Genomic DNA, 20,198 nt, shown 5'->3' with positions numbered 1-20,198 from the left:
CCCCGTACCATGCCCCCGCACCCCGCCCCGCGGATCCCTGGGGCGTCGGCCCAACTGCCGCGCCGGGAGTACTACTTGAGCCAGGCAGGCCGGGAATCGACTATGCCGCCGAAATGTGCCGCAGATCTCAGTTCCCGCATCCGCGCAGTTCACCGGGGCTTCTTGGGCACGCGACCGCGCCCGGCCCGGGGCTGACGGCCAGTAGTCCAGACCAATGGTCGCCAAGTGATCACAACTCGTCTAGCCTGCTCGGCAGATGACAACCGGCGGCACGGCCGCGGGCGGTCGGCGCCTCTTTCCTCCGGCGGACCGTCCCGTATGTGAACCCCTCGCGGCCCGGTCGGCCCGGCCGTCCGGTTCACCACCGACGAAGAACAGAGCCATCAGCGGGAGCATCCCGCCCCTCCATTCGCGTAACCGGCCCTCCGCCGGAAACGACCCGGCCCGGCATGCGCCGTGCGCGTCACCGGGCTGCCATGACGCAAGGAGAAACGCCATGACTTCGATGCCGACGGCGCGGCACAGCCGGTTGGCCGCCCTGGGCGTCCATCTGCCCCCGGCCGCGGTGCCCACCCGCGATCTGGTCGCCCAGGTGGCCGGAGCACCCGGTACCCCGGTCGAGCGGGCCACGGGCGTCGCCGAGCGCCGCTGGGCCGACCGCAGTCCGGAGGCCGCCGAGGACTCGTACGGCCTGGCGTTGAAGGCGGCCCACGACGCCCTGCGCGTCTCCTCCTACGGCGCGGCCGACCTGGACGTGGTGATCTCCGCCTCGATCACCCGGGTCAAGGACGGCGAACACCTTTACGTGGAGCCGTCGTTCGGGCGGATGCTGGCGGAGGAGCTGGGTGCCCACTCGGCCCTCACCTTCGACGTCTCCAACGCCTGTGCCGGGGTCATGACCGGTGTCTACCTGCTCGACCGGCTGATCAGGACCGGCATGGTGCGCAACGGCATGGTGGTGAGCGGGGAGCAGGTCACCCGGGTCGCCGAGACCGCCGCCGCCGAGATGGGCCCGTCCTACGATCCGCAGTTCGCCTCCCTGTCGGTGGGCGACTCGGCGGTGGCCGTCATCCTCGACGAGTCCCAGGACGAGGCCGACCGGATCCACTACATCGACATGATGACCTCCGCCGCGTACGCGGAGCTGTGCCAGGCCGGGCCCAGCGACCGCAGCCGCGGCCTGGCGATGCACACGGACAACCGGACGATGCAGAAGGCGGACCGGATGCGCCTGTGGCCGGAGTTCCTCGGGGACATCCTGGCCAAGGAGGGCCGGACGCTCCAGGACGAGAAGTTCGACTACATCATCCAGCACCAGGTGAGCGCCAGTGTCGTCGCCAACATGAACAGCGTCGGCGAGGAGACCTTCGGCACCGCGATGCCCGCATCGCTGTCCGTGCTGGAGGAGTTCGGCAACACCGCCACCACCTCCCACTTCCTGACCCTGGCGCGGCATCTGCGCGCCGGGACCGCCGCGCGCGGAAAGAGGTACCTGCTGGTGCCGGCCGCCTCAGGACTGATCCTCGGCGCCATGTCCGCCACCATCACCCACCTGGGAGTCTGAACCATGGGTACCGTCATCACCGCGGCCCGCGTCGCCGCCCCGGCGCCAGGACCCGCCGCCGCGACCACGGTCCGGCTCGCCGGAGAGGCCGCCAGGGACTGCCTGGAGCGGGCCCGCGTCTCCACCGACGCCGTCGGCGTGCTGATCAACGTCGGCGTCTATCGCGAGCGGAACACGATCGAGCCGTCCATGGCCGCCCTGGTACAGAAGGAGGCGGGTATCCACCTCGACTACCACCAGCGCACCGGACCGACCGCCACCTTCTCCTTCGACCTGATGAACGGCGCGTGCGGGGTGCTCAACGCCGTGCAGGTCTCCGGGGCCCTGCTGGCCGGCGGCAGCACCGAACGGGTGCTGGTCACCGCGGCCGACGCGCACCCCGGCGGCCGGGCGGACCAGGACCCCGACTACCCGTACGCGGACCTGGGCGCCGCCCTGCTGCTGGAGCGCTCCCCCATACCGGAGGAGGGATTCGGGCCGGTACGGCAGCGCGGCGCCCGGGGCCCCGCCGGGGGCGCCGGTTTCCTGGACATGGCGGCCATGGGCAGCGAGGGGCGGCGCCGGATCACCGTACGCCGGGACCAGGACTGGGAACCGCGGCTGCTCGACCTGACCGTCGACACCGTCACCGGCTACGTCCGGGACGAAGGGCTGGAGCTGCCCCGTACGCTCCTGGTCTGCAACCGGCCCACCCCCGGCTTCACCGCGGCGCTCGCCGGACGGCTCGGCCTCGCCCCGGACGCCGTGATCGCGCCGGAGGCCCCGGACGCGGCCGAGGGCGTGCCGCACACCGCCGCGCCGGTCCTCGGCTATCTCCGGGCGGTCGAGGGCGGTCTGCCCGAGGGATACGACCAGTTGCTGATCGTCAGCGCCGGGGCCGGTCTCACCGCCGCGTGCGTGAGCTACCGACCGCGGGGGCGGTGACTTCATGAACAACCCGTCCTCTCCCGCCCCGCCCCCGCCCCCGGCCAGGGACGCGGCACCGGGCCGGGGACCGGACCTCGACAGGGGGATGGCCCAGCAGCTGGAGCGCCATGCCCGCGCCTTCCCCGACCGGGTCGCGATCGTCTATCCGGACGGCCGTGACGCGGCGGGCGGCGTCCGGTACGCCGAGCTGACGTACGGCCGGCTCCAGGAGCGCGTCGAGCGGCTCGCCGCCGGGCTGGCGCGCGAGGGAATCGGCAGGGGCACCAGGACCGTCGTCATGACCCGCCCGGGTCCCGATCTCTACGCCCTCCTCTACGCCCTGTTCCGGGTCGGCGCCGTGCCGGTCACGGTGGACCCGGGCATGGGGGTGCGGCGGATGCTGCACTGCTACCGGTCCGTGGGCGCGGAGGCGTTCATCGGCCCGCCCGTCGCCCACGCGGTACGGGTCTTCAGCCCGCGCACCTTCAGGACCGTGCGCACCCGTGTGACGGTGGGGCGCCGCTGGTTCTGGGGCGGTCCGACGCTGGAGCGGCTGGGACGGCACGAGGCCGCTGCGGAACCGGCGGGGCCGACGGAGCCGGGTCCCTCCGGCACGGACCTGCTGATGATCGGCTTCACCACGGGGAGCACCGGCCCCGCCAAGGGGGTCGAGTACACCCACCGGATGGGGCGGGCCATCGCCGACAGCATCCGGGACACGCACGGGTACGGCGCCGACGACGTCTCGCTGATCACCCTGCCGATGTACGGCGTCTTCGATCTGCGGTCCGGCTCCACCCTGGTGCTCGCCCCGGTGGACCCCACCAAGGTCGCGCAGGCGGACCCCGCCCCGCTCACGGAGGCGATGACCCGGTTCCGGGTCAACACGATGATCGCCTCCCCCGCGCTCCTGCGGATCCTCGCCGGGCATCTGGAGCGGCACCCCGTTCCGCTGCCCGACCTGGACCGGGTGATCGCCGGTGGCGCCCCCACCTCCCCCGACGTGATAGCGCGGCTGCGCGGAGCGCTGCACGAGCGGGCCGCCGTCCATGTGACGTACGGCGCCACCGAAGTGCTGCCCATCGCCTCCATCGAGTCCGCCGAGATCCAGGCCGAGACTGCCGCGCTCGGCGCCCGGGGCGAGGGCGCCTGCGTGGGCCGCCCGGCGACCGGCGTGGACATACGCCTCGTACGCGTCACGGACGGTCCGCTGCCGCGCTGGACGGACGGACTCGCGGTGGCGGAGGGCGAGATCGGGGAGATAGCGGTGGCCGGTGACCTGGTCAGCGCGCGCTACCACCGCGATCCCGCCGCCGACGCCCAGCACAAGATCCACGAGGAGACGGCGGACGGCGCGGGACGGGTCTGGCACCGCACCGGCGACCTGGGGCACCTCGACCACGCGGGGCGGCTCTGGTTCAGCGGGCGGCGGACCCAGCGGGTGACCACCGCCGGGGGCGATCTGCACACCGTGGGCTGCGAGGGGGTGTTCCACAGCCATCCGCTGGTGCGGCGTACGGCGCTGGTGGGCGTGGGCGAGCCCGGCGCGCAGCGCCCCGTGCTGTGTGTGGAGACCGAGGACGGGGTGGACCAAGGCGAGTGGGAGCGGCTGGTGCCGCGGCTGCGGCTGCTGGCCGAGGCACAGCCGATGACCAAGGGCATCGAGGTGTTCCTGCGTCACCCCTCCTTCCCCGTCGACGTCCGGCACAACGCGAAGATAGGCCGCGAGGAGCTGTCCCGGTGGGCCGCGCAGCAGCTCGCGTCCCGGGGCCCCGGAGCCTCCGCGGCCACGGGGACGCCCGCCGCGAGGCGGCGGATGTGGGCGCTGCGCTCCATCCCGTTGATCGGCTGGGCCTATCTGGGCGCGGGGCTCCTCGTCCCGCTCGACCAGCCGGTGCTGGTGGCGCTGTGGTGGATCGACGCGTTCCTGAGCGTCGTGGTGCACGCGGCGCAGATCCCGTTCGCCCTTCCCCGGGGCCGGGCGGTGGGCCGCGGTCCGGCCGCCACGGCCGCGCTCACCATGCTGTACGGAGCGGCCTGGTGGAAGACGCTGCCCCGGCCGGCCCCCGAGGGTGCGACCGGCGCGGCGGCCGGGACGGGAAGCGCCGCTCCACGGGAAGGCGCCGGTGTACGGGAAGGTGCCGGTTCGTCGGAAGGTGCCGGTGTACGGGAAGGTGCCGGTTCGCCGGGAGGCGCCGGTGTACGGGAAGGTGCGGGCTCGTGAAGGTGCTGGTGACGGGCGCGTCGGGATTTCTCGGCGGCCATCTGGTGGAGGGGGCCCTGCGCGCCGGCCACCAGGTCAGGGTTCTGGTCCGGCCGGGCCAGGACCACGCCCTTCCGGCCGCGCTGCCGGAGGTGGAGCGGGTCCACGGCGACCTCGGTGACGCCGCCGCGCTGAGCCGCGCCGCCGAGGGCGTCGACGTGGTGCACCACAGCGCCGCCCGGGTGACGCTGTACGGGACCCGTGCCCAGTTCTGGGAGACCAATGTGGCGGGTACCGAACGGCTGCTGACGGCCGCCCGGAGCGCCGGAGCACGGCGGTTCGTCTTCATCAGCAGCCCCAGCGCCCTGATGAACCCCGGGGAGGGCGACCGGCTCGGCATCGACGAGACCACCCCTTATCCTGACCGCTTCTACAACCACTACTCCGAGACGAAGGCCGCCGCCGAACGCCTGGTACGGGCCGCCGACGGACCGGAGTTCACCACGGTCTCGCTGCGCCCCAGGGGCATCTGGGGCCCGCGCGACCACTCCGGTTTCCTGCCGCGGCTGATCGCACGGCTGGTGGCGGGCAGGCTCCCCGACCTCTCCGGCGGCAGACGGGTCATGGCCTCCCTGTGCCACTGCGACAACGCGGTCTCTGCCGCGCTGCTGGCGGCCGAGGCCCCGGCCGAACGGGTCGGCGGCAAGGCGTACTTCATCGTCGACCGGGACCCCGTCGAGCTGCGCGAGCTGATGGTGCGCGTCACCGAGCTGTTCGGCGGCACGCCGCCCACCCGCGCGGTACCGCCGCCGTTGCGCGACGCGCTGGTCGAGGCGGTGGAGCTGCTCTGGCGCGTCCCCGCGCTCGCGGCCCGTCGCGAACCGCCCCTCAGCCGCTACTCGGTGGCGCTGCTGACCCGTTCCGGTACGTACGACACCTCGGCGGCCGAGCGGGACTTCGGCTACTCCCCCGTGATCGACGGGGAGACGGGGCTGCGGCGGCTGGCACGGTGGGTCGAGTCGGCGGGCGGCACCGAGGAGTTCGTACGCTCCGTACGCTGACCGCCCGCCGAGCACCGGCCGNNCCGGCCGGTTTCCGTACGGGTTACAACGCGACGCCGAGCAGGGCGTCGACCGTGCGCGAGACCACGCCGGGCGCGCCCTCCTCCGTGCCGCCCGCTGTCTCCTGCCGGGCGGCCCAGCGGTCGACGGCGGCGAGCGCGGCGGGGGCGTCCAGATCGTCGGACAGCGCCTCGCGCACCTCCTCGACCAGCGCCTCGGCGGGCGGCCCGTCGGGCCGCGACACCGCGGCCCGCCAGCGCGCCAGCCGCTCGACGGCGTCCCGGAGGACCTGGTCCGTCCACTCCCAGTCGGAGCGGTAGTGGTGGGCGAGGAGTGCCAGCCGGATGGCCGCCGGGTCCACGCCCTCGCGGCGCAGCGTCGACACGAAGACGAGGTTGCCCTTGGACTTGGACATCTTCTCGCCGTCCAGGCCGACCATCCCCGCGTGCACGTACGCCCGCGCGAACGGGTGCTCCCCGGTCAGCGCCTGGGCGTGCGAGGCGCCCATCTCGTGGTGCGGGAAGGCCAGATCGCTGCCGCCGCCCTGGACGTCGAAGCCCATGCCCAGGTGGTCGAGCGCGATGGCGACGCACTCGATGTGCCAGCCGGGCCTGCCGCGCCCCAGGGTGCCGCCGTCCCAGCTGGGCTCGCCCGGCCGGGCGGCCAGCCAGAGCATCGGGTCGAGGGGGTTCTTCTTGCCGGGACGCTCCGGGTCGCCGCCGCGCTCGGCCGACAGCAGCCGCATCGCCTCGGCGTCCAGCCGCGACACCTCGCCGAAGTGCGGATCGGCCGCCACGGAGAAGTAGATGTCGCCGTCGAGTTCATAGGCGGCACCGGCCTCGATCAGCCGCTCCACCAGCGGCACGATGCCCGGTATCGCCTCGACGGCACCGATGTAGTGCCGGGGCGGGAGCATGCGCAGGGCGGTCATGTCCTCGCGGAAGAGCGCCGTCTCGCGCTCGGCGAGCCCGACCCAGTCCTCCCCGTCCCGGGTCGCCCGCTCCAGCAGCGGATCGTCGACATCGGTCACGTTCTGGACATAGTGAACCTGGCGCTTGGTGTCGAGCCACACGCGCTGCACGAGGTCGAACGCGTTGTAGGTCGCCGCGTGACCCAGGTGGGTCGCGTCGTACGGCGTGATGCCGCAGACGTAGATACGGGCGACGGGACCGGGCGCGAGGGTGACGCGGCCGTCGGTCGACGTGTCGTGAATCGAGAGGTCGCGGCCCTTGCCGGGCAGGGCGGGGACCTCGGAAGCGGGCCAGGCATGCATGTCATGAGCGTAACCGGATGGAACTTCCGGATACGAACCGGATGCGCGGCGATGGCCGGTTGGGCGCTCTTGCGCGATCCGCCGGAAGCTGCTCCCGGGGTACGGCGGTGACCCGCCCCGGCGTTCAGCCGCCCGCTGTCACACCGGAGGCCAGGGAATCGGCGGCCACTGGCCCGACGGCTCGGGGTGGCGGCCGGTGTGGCGCAGCTCACGGACGCGGGCGCGTACGGCGTCGGTCTCGGCCGCGGTGAGGAGTTCGGCCAGTCGGGTGGCGAGGGGCGTGCCGGGGGCGAGGGCGTCCGCGAGCCGGGCCAGTACGGCCGTCGCCTCGCCGGTCAGCGGCTCGCCCGCCCAGCCCCACAGCAGGGTGCGCAGCTTGTCGTCCGCGTTGAAGGTGACGCCGTGGTCGATGGCGTAGAGCCGCCCGTCGGGCGCGGGCAGCAGATGGCCGCCCTTGCGGTCCCCGTTGTTGATCACGGCGTCGAGCACGGCGAGGCGCCGCAGCCGCTCGTCGTCGGCGTGCACCAGCAGCGCGGTCCTGCCCTCGCCGACCTCGGCGAGGCCGATGGCCTTCCAGCCCTCGCCCGGCTCGTCGTCCTCGACGAGGGCCAGCAGGGGGCCGGGAGCGCCGGATCCGGCATCGGTGGCGGTGGCGGTGGCGGCGTCGGTGTCCACCCCGGTGTCCGTGTCCGCCTCGGGGTCCGCCTCGGGCTCGATGTCGATCCACAGCTGGCACATGCCCTCGCCGTACGGCCCGTCCCGCAGCACGGTCGGCGGGACGAGACCCCAGCCGGTCGCCTCGGAGACCTCGTACGCCGCGACCTCGCGCTGGGCGAGCGTCCCGTCGGGGAAGTCCCACAGGGGCCGCTCCCCCGCGACGGGCTTGTAGACGCAGTGGGCCTCGCGGCCCTCGTACGCGACGGAGCAGTAGAGCACCGCGTTGGACGCCTCACGGATCCGGCCCCGTACGGTCAGCTCACCCTTGGCGAGCAGATCGACCACGCTCACGCTCCGCGGCGGTATCCGTTCTGGCGCGGGCATACGTGTCCTTCCGGGTCGAGCGGCAGGCTGCACAGGGGGCACGGCGGCCGGCCCGCGTTGACCACGTCCAGGGCGCGCTTGGCGAACGCCCTGGCCTGGGCGCCGGAGAGCCGGACGCGGAGCATCGGCGGACCGTTCTCCTCGTCCTGGAGCAGCCGCTCCTCGGCCTCGGCGAGATCCTCGTCGGTGTCCGCCTCCAGCTCCACGAGCGCCTGCGCCTCGATGATCATGCGCTGCTCGTCGCCGTCCCAGGCGAGCGCCATGGTGCCGACCCGGAACTCCTCCTCGACCGGAGCGTCGAGCGGAGCGGAGTCGGAGATCTCGGAGGGCGCCACGGCGGGCACCGGGGCGTTGCCGCCGGTACGGCGCACGACCTCGTCGAGCAGCTCGTCGATGCGCTCGGCGAGCGCCGCCACCTGGGTCTTCTCCAGGGCGACGCTGGTGACGCGCCCGGCGGCGGAAGCCTGGAGGAAGAACGTACGGCGTCCAGGCAGCCCGACCGTACCGGCCACGAAGCGGTCCGGTGGGTCGTAGAGGAACACCTGACGGGACACGTCCTGTCTCCCTTGGAAAATCGTCGGAAACGGAAATCAGCTACGGAACAGGGCGGACCGGGGGTCCGGGAAGGGCCGCCCAGCTCGCGCGGACGGCGCGTCCACCCTACTGCGCCGATGGATCACGGTGCTCCCGCGCCGCCGCCCACCACACCGGCTCCGCCCCCGCCGCCCCCGCGCGGCGCCGACCCGCCGAGATCGCCCGTGTCGCCGAGCCGCAGCACAAACGGGCTCAACCGGGTGTAACGGATGACGGTCACCGAGCACGGATCCGCGTGGATCCGCTGAAAGAGATCGAGATGCATGCCCAGGGCGTCCGCCACCAGGGACTTGATGATGTCTCCGTGCGAGCACATCAGGAAGGCGGCGTCCTCGCCGTGCTCCTCCTCCACCCGCGCGTTCCAGTCCCGTACCGCCTCGACCGCGCGTGCCTGCATCGCGCGCATCGACTCGCCGCCGGGGAACACGGCGGCGGACGGGTGGCGTTGCACGACCTCCATCAGCGGCTCCCCGGCCAGCTCGGCGAGTTTGCGGCCCGACCAGTCGCCGTAGTGGCACTCCCCGATCCGCTCGTCGGTGCGCACGTCGAGCCCCGGCCGGGCGTCGAGCAGCGGCTGGAGCGTCTCCAGACAGCGCTGCAACGGGCTGGAGACGACGGCGGCCAGCTCCACCCCCGCCAGCCGGTCCGGCAGCCCGGCGGCCTGCGCGGCGCCGCGCTCGTCGAGGCCGACGCCGGGCGTCCAGCCCGCGAGCAGACCGGCGGTGTTGGCGGTGGACCGTCCATGTCGTACGAGGATCAACGTGGCCATGCCCGTAAGCCTAGATGTATAGCCCTGTGAGGTTGGGGGCACGGGCCGGGTGACGGCCGGGGAGGTGCGGCCGGGACCGGAAAAGGGAAGAATGCCCGCCGTGATCGTGGACTGCGCCATCTACCGCGACGGACACCGCACCGACGGACCCGCCGACCTCTCCGACGCCCTCGCCCAGGCACGGGCCGAGGGCGACGCCTTCCTGTGGCTCGGGCTGCACGAGGCCACGCCCGAGGAGTTCGCGAGGGTGAGCGGCGAGTTCGGGCTGCACCCGCTGGCCGTGGAGGACGCGCTCACCGCGCACCAGCGGCCCAAGCTGGAGGTCTACGACGACTCGCTCTTCCTGGTCCTCAAGCCGGTGGCGTACGACCCGCGGAGCGACGCGGTCACCACGGGCGAGCTGATGGTCTTCATAGGGGACTCGTTCGTGGTGACCGTCCGGCACGGCGAGGGAGCCGCGCTGGCGGCCGTGCGGCGGCGGCTGGAGGCCGAGCCCGAGGTGCTCAGGCACGGCCCCACCTCCGTCATGTACGCGGTGAGCGACGCGGTCGTCGACCACTACATCGAGGTGGCCGGGGAGCTGCAGGTCGACCTGGAGGAGCTGGAGGCCGATGTCTTCGCGCCGGACGGCGGCGACGGCGGACCTGGCACGCGGGCCGCGGGCCAGGGGACTCCGACGGCCGCCCGGATCTACAACTTCAAACGGCAGGTGCTGGAGTTCCGCCGGGCCACCGGGCCGCTGGGCGCGCCGATGGCCCGGCTGGCCGGTGCGGGAGTGCCCTTCGTCCACGGGCACGCGCAGCCGTTCTTCCGGGACGTCAACGACCATCTGCTGCACGCCAACGAGCAGGTGGAGGGGCTCGACCGGCTGCTCTCCGACATCCTCTCGGCGCATCTGGCGCAGATGGGCGTGCGGCAGAACGACGACATGCGCAAGATCTCGGCCTGGGCCGCCATGGCCGCCGTCCCCACGATGGTCGCCGGCATCTACGGCATGAACTTCAAGCACATGCCGGAGCTGAAGTACGTCTGGGCCTATCCCGCGGTGATCGCCTTCATGGCGGTCGTGGTCTTCGGTCTGCACCGCCAGTTCAAACGGCGCGGCTGGCTCTGACCGGAGAGGGCGGCGGGCGGGCTCTGACCGGAGGGGGCGGAAGGCGGGCTCGGAAAGCCGGGCACAGGAGGCCGGATCGGAAGCCGGAATCGGAAGGCCGGGCTCAGAAGGCCGGGCTCAGAAGGCCGGTGCCGCGGTCGCGGGGCGGCCGAGGGGGTCGCGCCGCTCCGGCATCCTGAGCGTGACCATCCGGCGCCAGCCGCCGAGCCGTTCGTACCCGTACAGCGCGCGGATCCCCGCCGCGAGCAGCGCCGCCTTGGGCGGCGACCAGCCCAGAAGGCGGCCCATCCGGTCCATCACGGCGAGGCTCACCTCGCGGTAGACCTCGATCTCCGCGAGGGCGCACTCGCGCAGCACGCGCTGGATCATCCGGCCGCGCCCCGCCCGCGCCAGCCGCAGCAGTTCCTCGTGGCAGTAGGCGAGGTGGTTCTCCTCGTCCGCGCTGATGTTCCTGACGGCCCTGCCGACCTCGGGATGGTCGCCGAAGTACCTGACCAGCATGTTCATCTGGTCGGACGCGCGCTGCTCGGTGATGCGGCTGTGCGCGAGGTAGACGACGACGTCCTCCTCGGTCAGCGGACGCTCGCCGCGCAGCTTGGCATGGGTGAGGCCGATGCCCCGCCGCTCCAGCAGCATCGTGTAGTCGGTCTCGGGCGGCACGTCCACGGGGTCGAGGCGGCGCTTGCGCAGCAGGGCGTGGAAGATCCGGCCGTGCTTGTCCTCGTCCGCGCCGTGCCGGGTGATCTTGGGGGCGAGATCCCGCATGGAGGCGGGCACCAAGGCGGCGATCCGGCCGTTCTCCCAGCCGCCCTGGGCCTCGCCGCTGGCCGCGATGGAACAGAACAGCCGGTAGGAACGGTCGTCGTCCAGGATCTCCTGGAACAGGCTTCGGGCCGAGAGCACCACTACCGCCTCCATTGCCGCCGTTGCCGCCATCCGCGGGACGTCAGGACGTCCGTGGGAACGGACCCCCCGGACACCGAGTCAAAGGCTGTCCGGGGCGTCAGGCAACAGGTGCGCCGTTCCGCTGAGCCGAAAGAAGGAGTACGGGGACCGGTCCGGCGCGTAACCGACGGCGCCCGGAAGCGTTGTTGTAGGTGACGGCCGTGGCGGGGAAGATCCCCCGAGCCCCCACCACGGCCGCAGACTTCGTCGGCGTCACACCCCGTGCCGCGCACCCGGCCCGTTCACGGCGTCGGCCCGTTCACGGCGTCGGCCCGTTCACGGCGTCGGTCGTTCACGGCGTCGGTCCGTTCACGACGCCAGGTCGGCGCGCTCCAGGGCCTGGGTGCCGACGCGCAGCGCGGCGAGGCGCTCGTCGAGCGTGAAGCCGGCCGGGGCGAGGGTCAGCGTGGTGACCCCGGCGGCGGCGTACTCCCGCATCCGGTCGGCGATCCGGTCGACCGTGCCGAGCAGCGTGGTCGAGTCGATCAGCTGGTGCGGTACGGCCGCCGCCGCGCCCTCCTTGTCACCGGCGAGGTACTTGTCCTGGATCTCCGCGGCCTCCTTCTCGTACCCCATGCTCGCCGCGAGCCGGTTGTAGAAGTTCTGGCTGCGGCTTCCCATGCCGCCCACGTACAGGGCGGTGTACGGACGGAACGTGTCGGCCAGCGCGTGGACGTCCTCGCCCACCGCGATCGGCACGGTGGGGCAGACGTCGAAGCCCTCCATGGTCAGCCCGGCCTTCTCGCGGCCCGCCCGCAGATGGCTGATCGCCGTCTCCTCCAGATGCGCCGCCGAGGGGAAGATCAGCAGCGCGCCGTCGGCGATCTCCCCGGTCTGCGCCAGGTTCTTCGGGCCGATCGCGGCGATGTAGAGCGGGATGTGCTCGCGCTCCGGATGGACGGTGAGCTTCAGCGGCTTACCGGGGCCCCCGGGCAGCGGCAGCGTCCAGTGCGCGCCTTCGTAGGAGAGCCGTTCGCGGCTCATGGCGCGGCGGACGATCTCCACGTACTCCCGGGTGCGGGCCAGCGGCTTGTCGAACTTCACGCCGTACCAGCCCTCGGAGACCTGCGGTCCCGAGACGCCGAGCCCGAGCCGGAACCGGCCGCCGGACAGCGAGTCGAGGGTGGCGGCGGTCATCGCCGTCATCGCCGGCTGGCGCGCCGGGATCTGGAGGATCGCGGACCCGACATCGATGGACTCGGTCTGCGCGGCGACCCAGCTCAGTACGGTCGGCGCGTCGGAGCCGTACGCCTCGGCGACCCAGCAGACGTCGTAGCCGAGCCGGTCGGCCTCCTGCGCGACCGCGAGATTGTCACTGTCCATCCCCGCGCCCCAGTAGCCGAGGTTGATGCCGAGCCGCATAGCCACTCCCTTGCCGAACACCGATGAGATACCGATGAGGTGCCGATGAGATACCGACGAGCCGGATACCGAAGGCCCGACGACCGATGAACGGATATCGATTACCCATCAGTAACGTCCCTGTGTGCGGGACTCTAGCGCGCCGTACCGGCATCCGTCAGGGCCCCGTTGTCCACAGGCTCTCTCGGCGTCGGGCTGTGCCCAGTAATCTCAACCGCCATGGAGCAGAGGCATCTCGGCCGTACCGGCCTGCGTGTGTCCAGGATCGGGCTCGGCACCCTGACCTGGGGACGGGACACCGACGAGCACGACGCCGCCGACCAGTTGAAGACATTCTGGGAAGTCGGTGGAACGCTGATCGACACGGCGGACGTGTACGGCGGCGGGGAGGCCGAATATCTGCTCGGCCGCCTCGTCGAACGGCTCGTACCGCGCAGGGATCTGATCATCGCCACGAAGGCCGGCAGCGTGCCCGACCCCTACCGCCGCTTCGACGGGTCCCGGGGGTATCTGCTCTCCGCGCTGGACGCGTCGCTGGAGCGGCTCGGGACGGACTACGTGGATCTGTGGCAGATCCACGCCTTCGACACCGACACACCGCTGGAGGAGACCCTCAGCGCGCTGGACATCGCGGTCGCCAGCGGCCGGGCCCGGTACGCGGGGGTGTCGAACTTCTGCGGCTGGCAGCTGGCCAAGGCCGCCACCTGGCAGCTCGCCGCGCCCGGGATACGCACCCGGCTGGCCAGTACCCAGATGGAGTACTCCCTGCTCCAGCGCGGGGTGGAGCGCGAGGTGCTGCCCGCCGCGAACGACCTGGAGGTCGGGCTGCTGCCCTCGTCCCCGCTCGGCCGAGGAGTCCTCACCGGCAAGTACCGCGACACCGTTCCGCCGGATTCGCGGGGCGCGTCCGATCAGATGGGCCCGTTCGTCGAGCCGTATCTGGACGAGGCCGCAGGACGGATCGTGGACGCGGTCGTGACGGCCGCCGAGGGGCTGGCCACGACGCCCCTGGAAGTGGCGCTGGCCTGGGTCAGGGACCGGCCGGGGGTCGTGGCGCCCATTGTGGGCGCGCGCGACGCGCGGCAGCTCGCGGAGGCGTTGTCAGTGGAGAGCCTTAGTCTTCCTGACGAGATCTGCCAGGCGCTCGACGACGTGTCGGCGCCCGTGCACCGCTATCCCGATCAGGACTGGAGCACGCTGTGAGTACGGACCGCGACCCCGCCGCCGTGGCGGAGGCCGAGCCGGTGGCCGGGCCCGGGGGCCCGGCCACCGACGAGGCCACGGAGCCCGTGCCGGATCCGGCGGGCGCGTCGGACACCCCGGACGCCTCGGACGCGTCGGATGTTCCGGTTCCGGACGGGACTCCGGCCGGGGACGACTCCGGCTCGGACCCGGCGGGGCCCGACGACCCGCCCGGACAGGCCGGGGAGACCACCGAGGCCGCCGAGACCGCCGAGACCGCTGCCGCGCTGTCGGAGACCGAGGCCGAGCTGGCCGCCCAGCGCGAGCTGCGGGAGCGGATCGAGCGGCGGAAGGCCGAGAAGGACGGACCGATCCCCGCCGGGACGAAGCTGAGCGGACAGGCCGCCGATCTGCTCGCCGCCGTACGGGCCATGGAGAGCGGCGCCCCCGTGGACCCGTCCCTGCTGGCGCGTGCGGCGCCCGAGCGCGCTTCCGGGGTCCCTGCCCGCCCCCGGCGACCCGAGGCGTCCCCGGGCGGACAGGGACCCGTCCCGGCTCCCTCCCCGGCCTCCGCGCGGGAGCACGCCCGGGACGACGCCCGGGACCCGGTCGGGACCGGGTCCGCCGCTCCCTCGGCCGAGGGACGGGTGACGCCGCCCGAGGCGCTGGCCGCCGTACGGGCCGTGCTCGGGGAGGGCGGCGCGCCGGAGGCGCTCGCCGGGCAGCTGTGCGACGCGCTCGGGGAGCGGGCCGCCGACGCGCTGCGCGAGAACCCGTGGCTGCTGCTCTGCGCCCCGGGCGTACGGCCCGACCAGGCCGACGGGTTCGCCCGAGCGCTGCTGGGGGCCGCGTGCGGCCCCGGTGACGAGCGCCGGGCCGCCGCGCTCGTCGGCCGGCTGCTGGAGCGCGCCGCGCTGCGCGGTCACACGGCGCTGGAGGCGTCCGCGGTGCGCGAGGCGCTCGCCGGGCACGCGGTGCCCGATCCGGACGCGGCGGTACGGCACGCGGTCGCCGAGGGCGCCGTGCTGGTCTTCCAGGACGGCGACCAGGAGGACGGCGACAGCGGTACGGAGTCGGGCCCCGACGCCGAGGACGCCCCGGAGGCCGCCGCGGACCGCGCGGCGACCCCGGTGCTGCTCGGCCTCGACCGGTACGCGCTCGCCGAGGAGAGCCTCGCGGACGGGCTCACCCGACTGGTCAGGTCAGGCCCCGAGGCCGACGCCGACGCCGAGGCGTCCTGGGCCGAGGCCGCGGCCCGTGCCGCCTCCCCCTCGGCGGCCGAGCTGATCCGCGCCGTCGCGGGCCACGGGCTCGTCCTGCACACCGGCGGTGAGGCGGCGCGCGCCGAGCCGGTCGCGCTGGCCGGGGCGGCGCGCGCGCTCGGGCTGCGCGCGCTCGTCGCGGTCCACAGCGACAACGGCCGCGCGCGGCTGGGCGCCGACACCGGCGCGGTCACCGTCGCCGGGCTGCTGGAGGGCGCCCAGGGCCCGGGGCGGGACGCCGAGGGCGCCTTCGCGCTGGACCTCCTCGTGGTGCTGGACGCGCCGCAGCTGGACGTGGAGAGCGCCGCGATGCTCGTGGAGTCCCTGCCGGACACGGCACGGCTCGTGCTCAGCGGCGATCCCGGCGTGCTGTGGTCGGCCGGCGCGGGCCGGGTGTTCGGCGATCTGCTGGCGGCCGGGGTGTGCCCGCGCGTCGCCTCCCGTACCCCCGACGCGGGCCCGGTGGGCGAGCTGGTGTCGGGCATCGGCATCGGCGAGCTGAACCAGGTCGAGGCGCCGGGCAGGGAAGTGGTGATCGTCCCCGTCCGGGACGCGGGCGAGGCCGTGCACCGCACGGTGCAGCTGGTCGCCGAGTCGGTGCCGCGCGCCTTCGGGGTGGAGCCGGGACAGACCCAGGTCATCACCGTGGGCCATGGCGGCTCCGCCGGTACGCGCGCGCTGAACGCGGCTCTCAAGCAGCGCCTCAACCCCGGCCCCGGCGCGTTCGGCGGCTTCGACCCGGGCGACAGCGTCGCCTACGTACCGGCACCGGGCCGGACGCTTCAGGCCACGGTGGTCTCGGCGGACACCGAGGGGCTGCGGCTGGACTGCGCGGGCACCGCGGTCGTCGTCCCCCGGGACCGCGTCGAGTCGGCCGTGCGCCACGGCTGGGCCCTCACCGCGCACCAGGCGGCGGGGATGCGCTGGCCCGCGGCGGTCGTCGTGCTCCCCGGCGACGCGGCGCAGGGGCTCAACCGCCCCTGGGTCTACACGGCCTTCAGCCGGGGCGAGCGCCACCTGTCGGTGGTCCACGGCGTCGAGCAGGCGCTGGCCCACGCGGTGACGAACCTCCCCTCCGAGGACCGCACCACCCGGCTGCGTCCGCTGCTGGAGGCGCTGCCTACGGCGGATCCCGGCCGGTAGGGGCACGCCGGTAGGGGCACGCTGGGTCGCGGCGTGTCGGTGGCCCCCGGGCCACCGACAAGCCCGAGCCCGCGGTCAGGCGTCCTGTTCCTCCAGGTCGTCCAGGTCCGCGTCGAGGTCGTCCTCGTCGAAGACGGCGCTGACGTCGAACCGGCACACCACCTGCTGCGGGTCCGCCTGCTCGAAGGGCGCCGACAGCCATTCCCCCGGTTCCGGGAGGTCGTCCGCCGCCGCGACCCAGAGGGTGGAATCGCCCTCTTCGAGGCCGAACTCCTTGTGCCGGGAGGCGATCTCGTCCGGTTCGTACTCGCCGAAGAGCACACCGAGCGCGGCGTGCACACTGCCGCCCACCGCGGCTCCGATGTCGCTGTCGCGCTCCACGTCGGCGATGCGCTGTGCCTGTGCGAGCAGCCGCTGCGGCTCCGCCACCGCGTAGTCACGCCGGATCAGCACGCTGAGGGCGTTGGGCTCCTCGGGACCGTTGTAAGGGGGCAGGGAGTCGTCGGGGTCCGGGATCTCGAAGGGAGTGACCTCGTCGTAACGGTTGTAGAGCCGCTCGTCGTAGACCTCGGCGGCGACGGCGAGGGCGTTGAACGCGTCGGAGACCGCCGGGTCGTCCTCGCCCGTACGGTGTTCGACCGCTGCCAGGTGGCGGTCCAGAGCGGCCTTGACCGCCTCGGCGGCAGCGCGTACCTCGGCAGCGGTGGGCTGCGCAGCATCAGACATAGTGCAGACGCTATCCGTACCGGGGCTCTGCCCGCACAATAGATGCGATGCCGGAATACGAATTTGTCGACGTGTACGTGCCGCGCGGGGTCTCCCGCAAGGATGCGGCCCGTCTCCTCACCGACCACGCCGAGTACGGACACTGGGAACTGGACCGTCTGAGCCTGCACCGGGACGGCAGCAGAAGAGTGCGACTGCGCCGGCGCATCATCCGCCAGGTGCGCGCCACCTGGTGAGTACGGCGGAACGGGCCCCGCTGCTGCGGGGCCCGCCCTGGGACCGCTGGTTCCGTCGCCTTCCGGCGCCTTCCGTGCCGTCCGGCTACGCGGAGGCGCGGGCCCGACGGTAGAGGACGGTGCCCGCGAGCAGCATCCCGGCGCCCACCGGGATCGCGACGCCGAGTCCGCCGGCACCGGTCGAGGCGAGCACCTCCTTGTCGGTCTCCGGCGCGGTCTCCGTCTTCGCGACGGTCTGCGTCTCCGGGGTGTTCGGAGTGTGCGGCGCCGGGGGGACGGTGCGCGGCTCGGTCGGCTTGCCGGGCTTGCCCGGGGTGCCGGGCTCGCCGGGCTTCTCCGGCTGGACCGGCGGCGGGGTGACGGGCGACTCGACGTTCGCGCAGCCGTTGCCGAAGACCGGGTTCAGCAGCCCGACGACGTCGATGCTGTTGCCGCACACGTTGACGGGGATGTCGACGGGCACCTGGATGTTGTTGCCGGAGCCGACGCCCGGCGAGTTGGCCGTACCGCTCCCGGCGTGCGCGCCGCCGCCGGTGTGCGAGCCGCCCGCGTGCGCTCCCCCGGCCGGCCCGGTGTGCGTGGCACCGGGGTGTGAGCCGCCCTGGTGGGAGCCGCCGTGTGCCGGAGTGGTGTGCGCACCGCCGCCGGGCGCGTCACCGTGTCCTGACGGCTTGCCCGATGTGTTGGCGCACTTGTTGCCGAAGGCCGGGTTGAGGACCCCGACGACATCGACCGTGTTGCCGCACACATTGACCGGAACGTGTACCGGCACCTGGACGTTGTTCCCGGACAGCACACCCGGAGAATTCGCCGTGGTGCTGCCGGCTCCCGCGTCCGCCTGCGCGTAGCCGCCACCGAGGGCGAGCACGCCGCCCGCCGCCGCCACGGTGATCAGGCTCTTGCGCGTGACCTGCCTCATTGCTTCGTTCCCTGCCTTCTGCCTTGGGACTGCCCTGGGCATCGGTGCCGGGGCAGGATGCCCAGCGGCCCCGGAGCGCGAGGCGCGCTCCGGGGCCGGGGCCGGGCTCAGACCCTCGCGGGTGAGAGCGACGACGTCACTTGTTGATGCAGACGTTGCCGAAGCTGGGGTTCAGCAGCCCGATCACGTTGATGGTGTTGCCGCAGACGTTCACCGGGATGTGAACGGGAACCTGGACCACGTTGCCCGAGAGCACACCGGGGGAACCGATGGCGGCGGCCTGCGCACCGGAGTCGGCGACGGCCATGCCCGCGCCCGCGAGCACGAGACCACCGGTGACAGCCGCAGCAGCGACGACCTTCTTGATCATTTTTTCCTCCTTGGAGAGCACATGCGGTCCCAGCCGCGGACCGCACATCTGTAACGAGGAGGAATGAACGAGGCTACGACCGTTTGGCGGCGTTCACTCTTCTCAGGCGCATACGCACACGCTGGCGAATTGGATCACGGGGAACGGCCGGTTCAGCTGTGGTCGATGAACCGGTCCAGGACGCGCACACCGAACTTGAGGCCGTCCACCGGCACCCGCTCGTCGATGCCGTGGAACATCCCGGCGAAGTCCAGCTCGGGCGGCAGCTTCAGCGGGGCGAAACCGAAGCCGCGGATGCCGAGGTCGTCGAAGGACTTGGCGTCCGTGCCGCCCGACAGCATGTACGGAACGGCCCGCGCGATCGGGTCCTCCGCCGACAGCGCCGTCTGCATGGCGTCCACGAGGCTTCCGTCGAAGGTGGTCTCCAGCGCCTTGTCGCCGTGCACGTCCTCGCGCCTGACCCGGGGGCCGAGGATCCGGTCGAGGTCGGCGAGGAACTCGTCCTCGAACCCCGGCAGGAACCGGCCGTCGACATGGGCGGTCGCCTGGCCGGGGATCACGTTCACCTTGTAGCCGGCGCCGAGCATGGTGGGGGCCGCCGAGTTGCGCAGGGTGGCGCCGATCATCTTCGCGATGCCGCCGAGCTTGACGAGCGTCGCGTCCATGTCCTCCGGGTCGAGCGGGGTGCCGAGCGCGTCGGACAGCTCGTCCAGGAACGACCGCACGGTCTTGGTCACCCGCACCGGCCACTCGTGCCGGCCCAGCCGCCCCACGGCCTCGCACAGCTCGGTGATCGCGTTGTCGTCGTTGGTCATCGAGCCGTGCCCGGCGGTGCCGTCCACGGTCAGCCGCATCCAGTGCATGCCCTTCTGCGCCGTCTCGACGAGGTAGAGCCGCAGATTCTCGTTGACGGTGAAGGAGAACCCGCCGACCTCGCTGATCGCCTCCGTGACGCCCTCGAAGAGCCCGGGGTGCTTGTCGACGAGGAACCGGGCGCCGTACGTACCGCCCGCCTCCTCGTCGGCGAGGAAGGCCAGCACGATGTCGCGCGGGGGCTTGCGTCCGCTGCGCATCCTGTCCCGTACGACCGCGAGGGTCATCGCGTCCATGTCCTTCATGTCGACCGCGCCCCGGCCCCACACGCAGCCGTCCGCGATCTCACCGGAGAAGGGGTGGTGGCGCCAGTCCTCGGCGTTGGCCGGGACGACATCGGTGTGGCCGTGGATGAGCAGGGCGGGCTTCGACGGGTCCTCGCCCTCGATCCGGGCGACGGTGGAGGCGCGGCCCTTGTGCGACTCGAAGATCTTCGGTTCCAGCCCCACCTCGGCGAGTTTCTCCGCCACGTACTCGGCGGCGGCCCGCTCCCCGGGCCCCGAGTGGTCGCCGTAGTTGCTGGTGTCGATCCGGATCAGATCACGGCAGAGGTCGACGACCTCGTCCTGGCCCGAAACGGTCCTGCCCGCGTTCGGCTCGCTCACGCTGCTCACTCCCACGGTCGTCACTGCTGGTCCTCGGCCCGGTACCGGGC

The 20,198-nt window shown here is 73.0% G+C and carries 18 protein-coding genes; 8 read left to right on the top strand and 10 right to left on the bottom strand.

Annotated elements, in window-relative coordinates:
• Nucleotides 1-496 precede the first annotated feature (496 nt).
• Genes DVH02_RS19165 through DVH02_RS19150 form a run of 4 tightly spaced genes read left to right on the top strand, consistent with a single transcriptional unit; the run spans nt 497 to nt 5,734 of the window.
• The gene (locus DVH02_RS19165; protein ID WP_233518324.1) at nt 497-1,564 is read left to right on the top strand and encodes a 3-oxoacyl-ACP synthase III family protein; all 1,068 of its coding nucleotides are present in this window, start codon (nt 497-499) and stop codon (nt 1,562-1,564) included.
• 3 nt (nt 1,565-1,567) lie between these two features.
• Nucleotides 1,568-2,488, top strand: a complete 921-nt coding sequence (locus DVH02_RS19160; RefSeq protein WP_114625046.1) for a beta-ketoacyl-[acyl-carrier-protein] synthase family protein — start codon at nt 1,568-1,570, stop codon at nt 2,486-2,488.
• Between the two features lie 4 nt (nt 2,489-2,492).
• Nucleotides 2,493-4,694, top strand: coding sequence for a fatty acid CoA ligase family protein (locus DVH02_RS19155; protein WP_267899062.1), 2,202 nt, complete (start codon nt 2,493-2,495; stop codon nt 4,692-4,694).
• On the top strand, nt 4,691-5,734 hold the full coding sequence (locus DVH02_RS19150) for an NAD-dependent epimerase/dehydratase family protein (protein WP_114625044.1): 1,044 nt from the start codon (nt 4,691-4,693) through the stop codon (nt 5,732-5,734). The genes DVH02_RS19155 and DVH02_RS19150 overlap by 4 nt, the downstream gene beginning before the upstream one ends.
• 43 nt (nt 5,735-5,777) lie before the next feature.
• Here the strand turns inward: DVH02_RS19150 and mshC are convergent, their stop codons facing one another.
• From mshC to DVH02_RS19130, 4 genes are all read right to left on the bottom strand, one after another.
• Nucleotides 5,778-7,007, bottom strand: a complete 1,230-nt coding sequence (gene mshC, locus DVH02_RS19145) for a cysteine--1-D-myo-inosityl 2-amino-2-deoxy-alpha-D-glucopyranoside ligase (protein ID WP_114625043.1) — start codon at nt 7,005-7,007, stop codon at nt 5,778-5,780.
• A 138-nt stretch (nt 7,008-7,145) separates the two neighbouring features.
• Entirely contained in the window at nt 7,146-8,048 is a 903-nt protein-coding gene (locus DVH02_RS19140) for an SCO1664 family protein (RefSeq protein WP_114625042.1), read from the bottom strand.
• On the bottom strand, nt 8,012-8,602 hold the full coding sequence (locus DVH02_RS19135) for a DUF3090 domain-containing protein (RefSeq protein ID WP_114625041.1): 591 nt from the start codon (nt 8,600-8,602) through the stop codon (nt 8,012-8,014). The genes DVH02_RS19140 and DVH02_RS19135 overlap by 37 nt, the downstream gene beginning before the upstream one ends.
• 122 nt (nt 8,603-8,724) lie before the next feature.
• Entirely contained in the window at nt 8,725-9,411 is a 687-nt protein-coding gene (locus DVH02_RS19130) for a histidine phosphatase family protein (RefSeq protein ID WP_114625040.1), read from the bottom strand.
• 91 nt (nt 9,412-9,502) lie between these two features.
• On the opposite strand from DVH02_RS19130, the gene DVH02_RS19125 reads away from it, so the two are divergent.
• Nucleotides 9,503-10,525: a magnesium and cobalt transport protein CorA gene (locus tag DVH02_RS19125; RefSeq protein WP_114625039.1), complete on the top strand. Its 1,023-nt coding sequence runs from the start codon at nt 9,503-9,505 to the stop codon at nt 10,523-10,525.
• A gap of 117 nt (nt 10,526-10,642) precedes the next feature.
• Here DVH02_RS19125 and DVH02_RS19120 read toward each other — a convergent pair whose 3' ends face one another.
• Together DVH02_RS19120 and DVH02_RS19115 are read right to left on the bottom strand one after the other, a co-directional pair.
• Nucleotides 10,643-11,428 (bottom strand): ferritin-like domain-containing protein, encoded by a 786-nt coding sequence (locus DVH02_RS19120; RefSeq protein ID WP_114625048.1) that lies wholly within the window; start codon nt 11,426-11,428, stop codon nt 10,643-10,645.
• Nucleotides 11,429-11,779: 351 nt separating this feature from the next.
• On the bottom strand, nt 11,780-12,832 hold the full coding sequence (locus DVH02_RS19115; protein WP_114625038.1) for an LLM class F420-dependent oxidoreductase: 1,053 nt from the start codon (nt 12,830-12,832) through the stop codon (nt 11,780-11,782).
• Between the two features lie 219 nt (nt 12,833-13,051).
• Here DVH02_RS19115 and DVH02_RS19110 point away from each other — a divergent pair, with 219 nt between their 5' ends.
• Nucleotides 13,052-14,035 carry an aldo/keto reductase gene (locus DVH02_RS19110; RefSeq protein WP_114625037.1) on the top strand — a complete coding sequence of 328 codons (984 nt, stop codon included), beginning with the start codon at nt 13,052-13,054 and terminating at the stop codon, nt 14,033-14,035.
• Nucleotides 14,032-16,419, top strand: a complete 2,388-nt coding sequence (locus DVH02_RS19105; protein ID WP_407697648.1) for a helix-hairpin-helix domain-containing protein — start codon at nt 14,032-14,034, stop codon at nt 16,417-16,419. The genes DVH02_RS19110 and DVH02_RS19105 overlap by 4 nt, the downstream gene beginning before the upstream one ends.
• Nucleotides 16,420-16,494: 75 nt before the next feature.
• On the opposite strand, the gene DVH02_RS19100 is transcribed toward DVH02_RS19105, so the two are convergent.
• Nucleotides 16,495-17,145 carry a hypothetical protein gene (locus DVH02_RS19100; RefSeq protein ID WP_114625035.1) on the bottom strand — a complete coding sequence of 217 codons (651 nt, stop codon included), beginning with the start codon at nt 17,143-17,145 and terminating at the stop codon, nt 16,495-16,497.
• Nucleotides 17,146-17,192: 47 nt separating this feature from the next.
• Here DVH02_RS19100 and DVH02_RS19095 point away from each other — a divergent pair, with 47 nt between their 5' ends.
• Nucleotides 17,193-17,381: a DUF5703 family protein gene (locus DVH02_RS19095; RefSeq protein ID WP_114625034.1), complete on the top strand. Its 189-nt coding sequence runs from the start codon at nt 17,193-17,195 to the stop codon at nt 17,379-17,381.
• A gap of 85 nt (nt 17,382-17,466) precedes the next feature.
• On the opposite strand, the gene DVH02_RS36970 is transcribed toward DVH02_RS19095, so the two are convergent.
• From DVH02_RS36970 to DVH02_RS19080, 3 genes are all read right to left on the bottom strand, one after another.
• On the bottom strand, nt 17,467-18,300 hold the full coding sequence (locus tag DVH02_RS36970; protein ID WP_114625033.1) for a chaplin: 834 nt from the start codon (nt 18,298-18,300) through the stop codon (nt 17,467-17,469).
• A 136-nt stretch (nt 18,301-18,436) separates the two neighbouring features.
• Entirely contained in the window at nt 18,437-18,670 is a 234-nt protein-coding gene (gene chpH / locus DVH02_RS19085; RefSeq protein WP_114625032.1) for a chaplin ChpH, read from the bottom strand.
• 152 nt (nt 18,671-18,822) lie between these two features.
• On the bottom strand, nt 18,823-20,148 hold the full coding sequence (locus tag DVH02_RS19080) for a M20/M25/M40 family metallo-hydrolase (RefSeq protein WP_114625047.1): 1,326 nt from the start codon (nt 20,146-20,148) through the stop codon (nt 18,823-18,825).
• Nucleotides 20,149-20,198 lie beyond the last annotated feature (50 nt).

This window comes from Streptomyces corynorhini (genome assembly GCF_003346515.1).
Lineage (GTDB): Bacteria > Actinomycetota > Actinomycetes > Streptomycetales > Streptomycetaceae > Streptomyces > Streptomyces corynorhini.
Note: the sequence above shows the minus strand (reverse complement) of the source record. Positions and strands in the feature narration are given on the sequence as shown.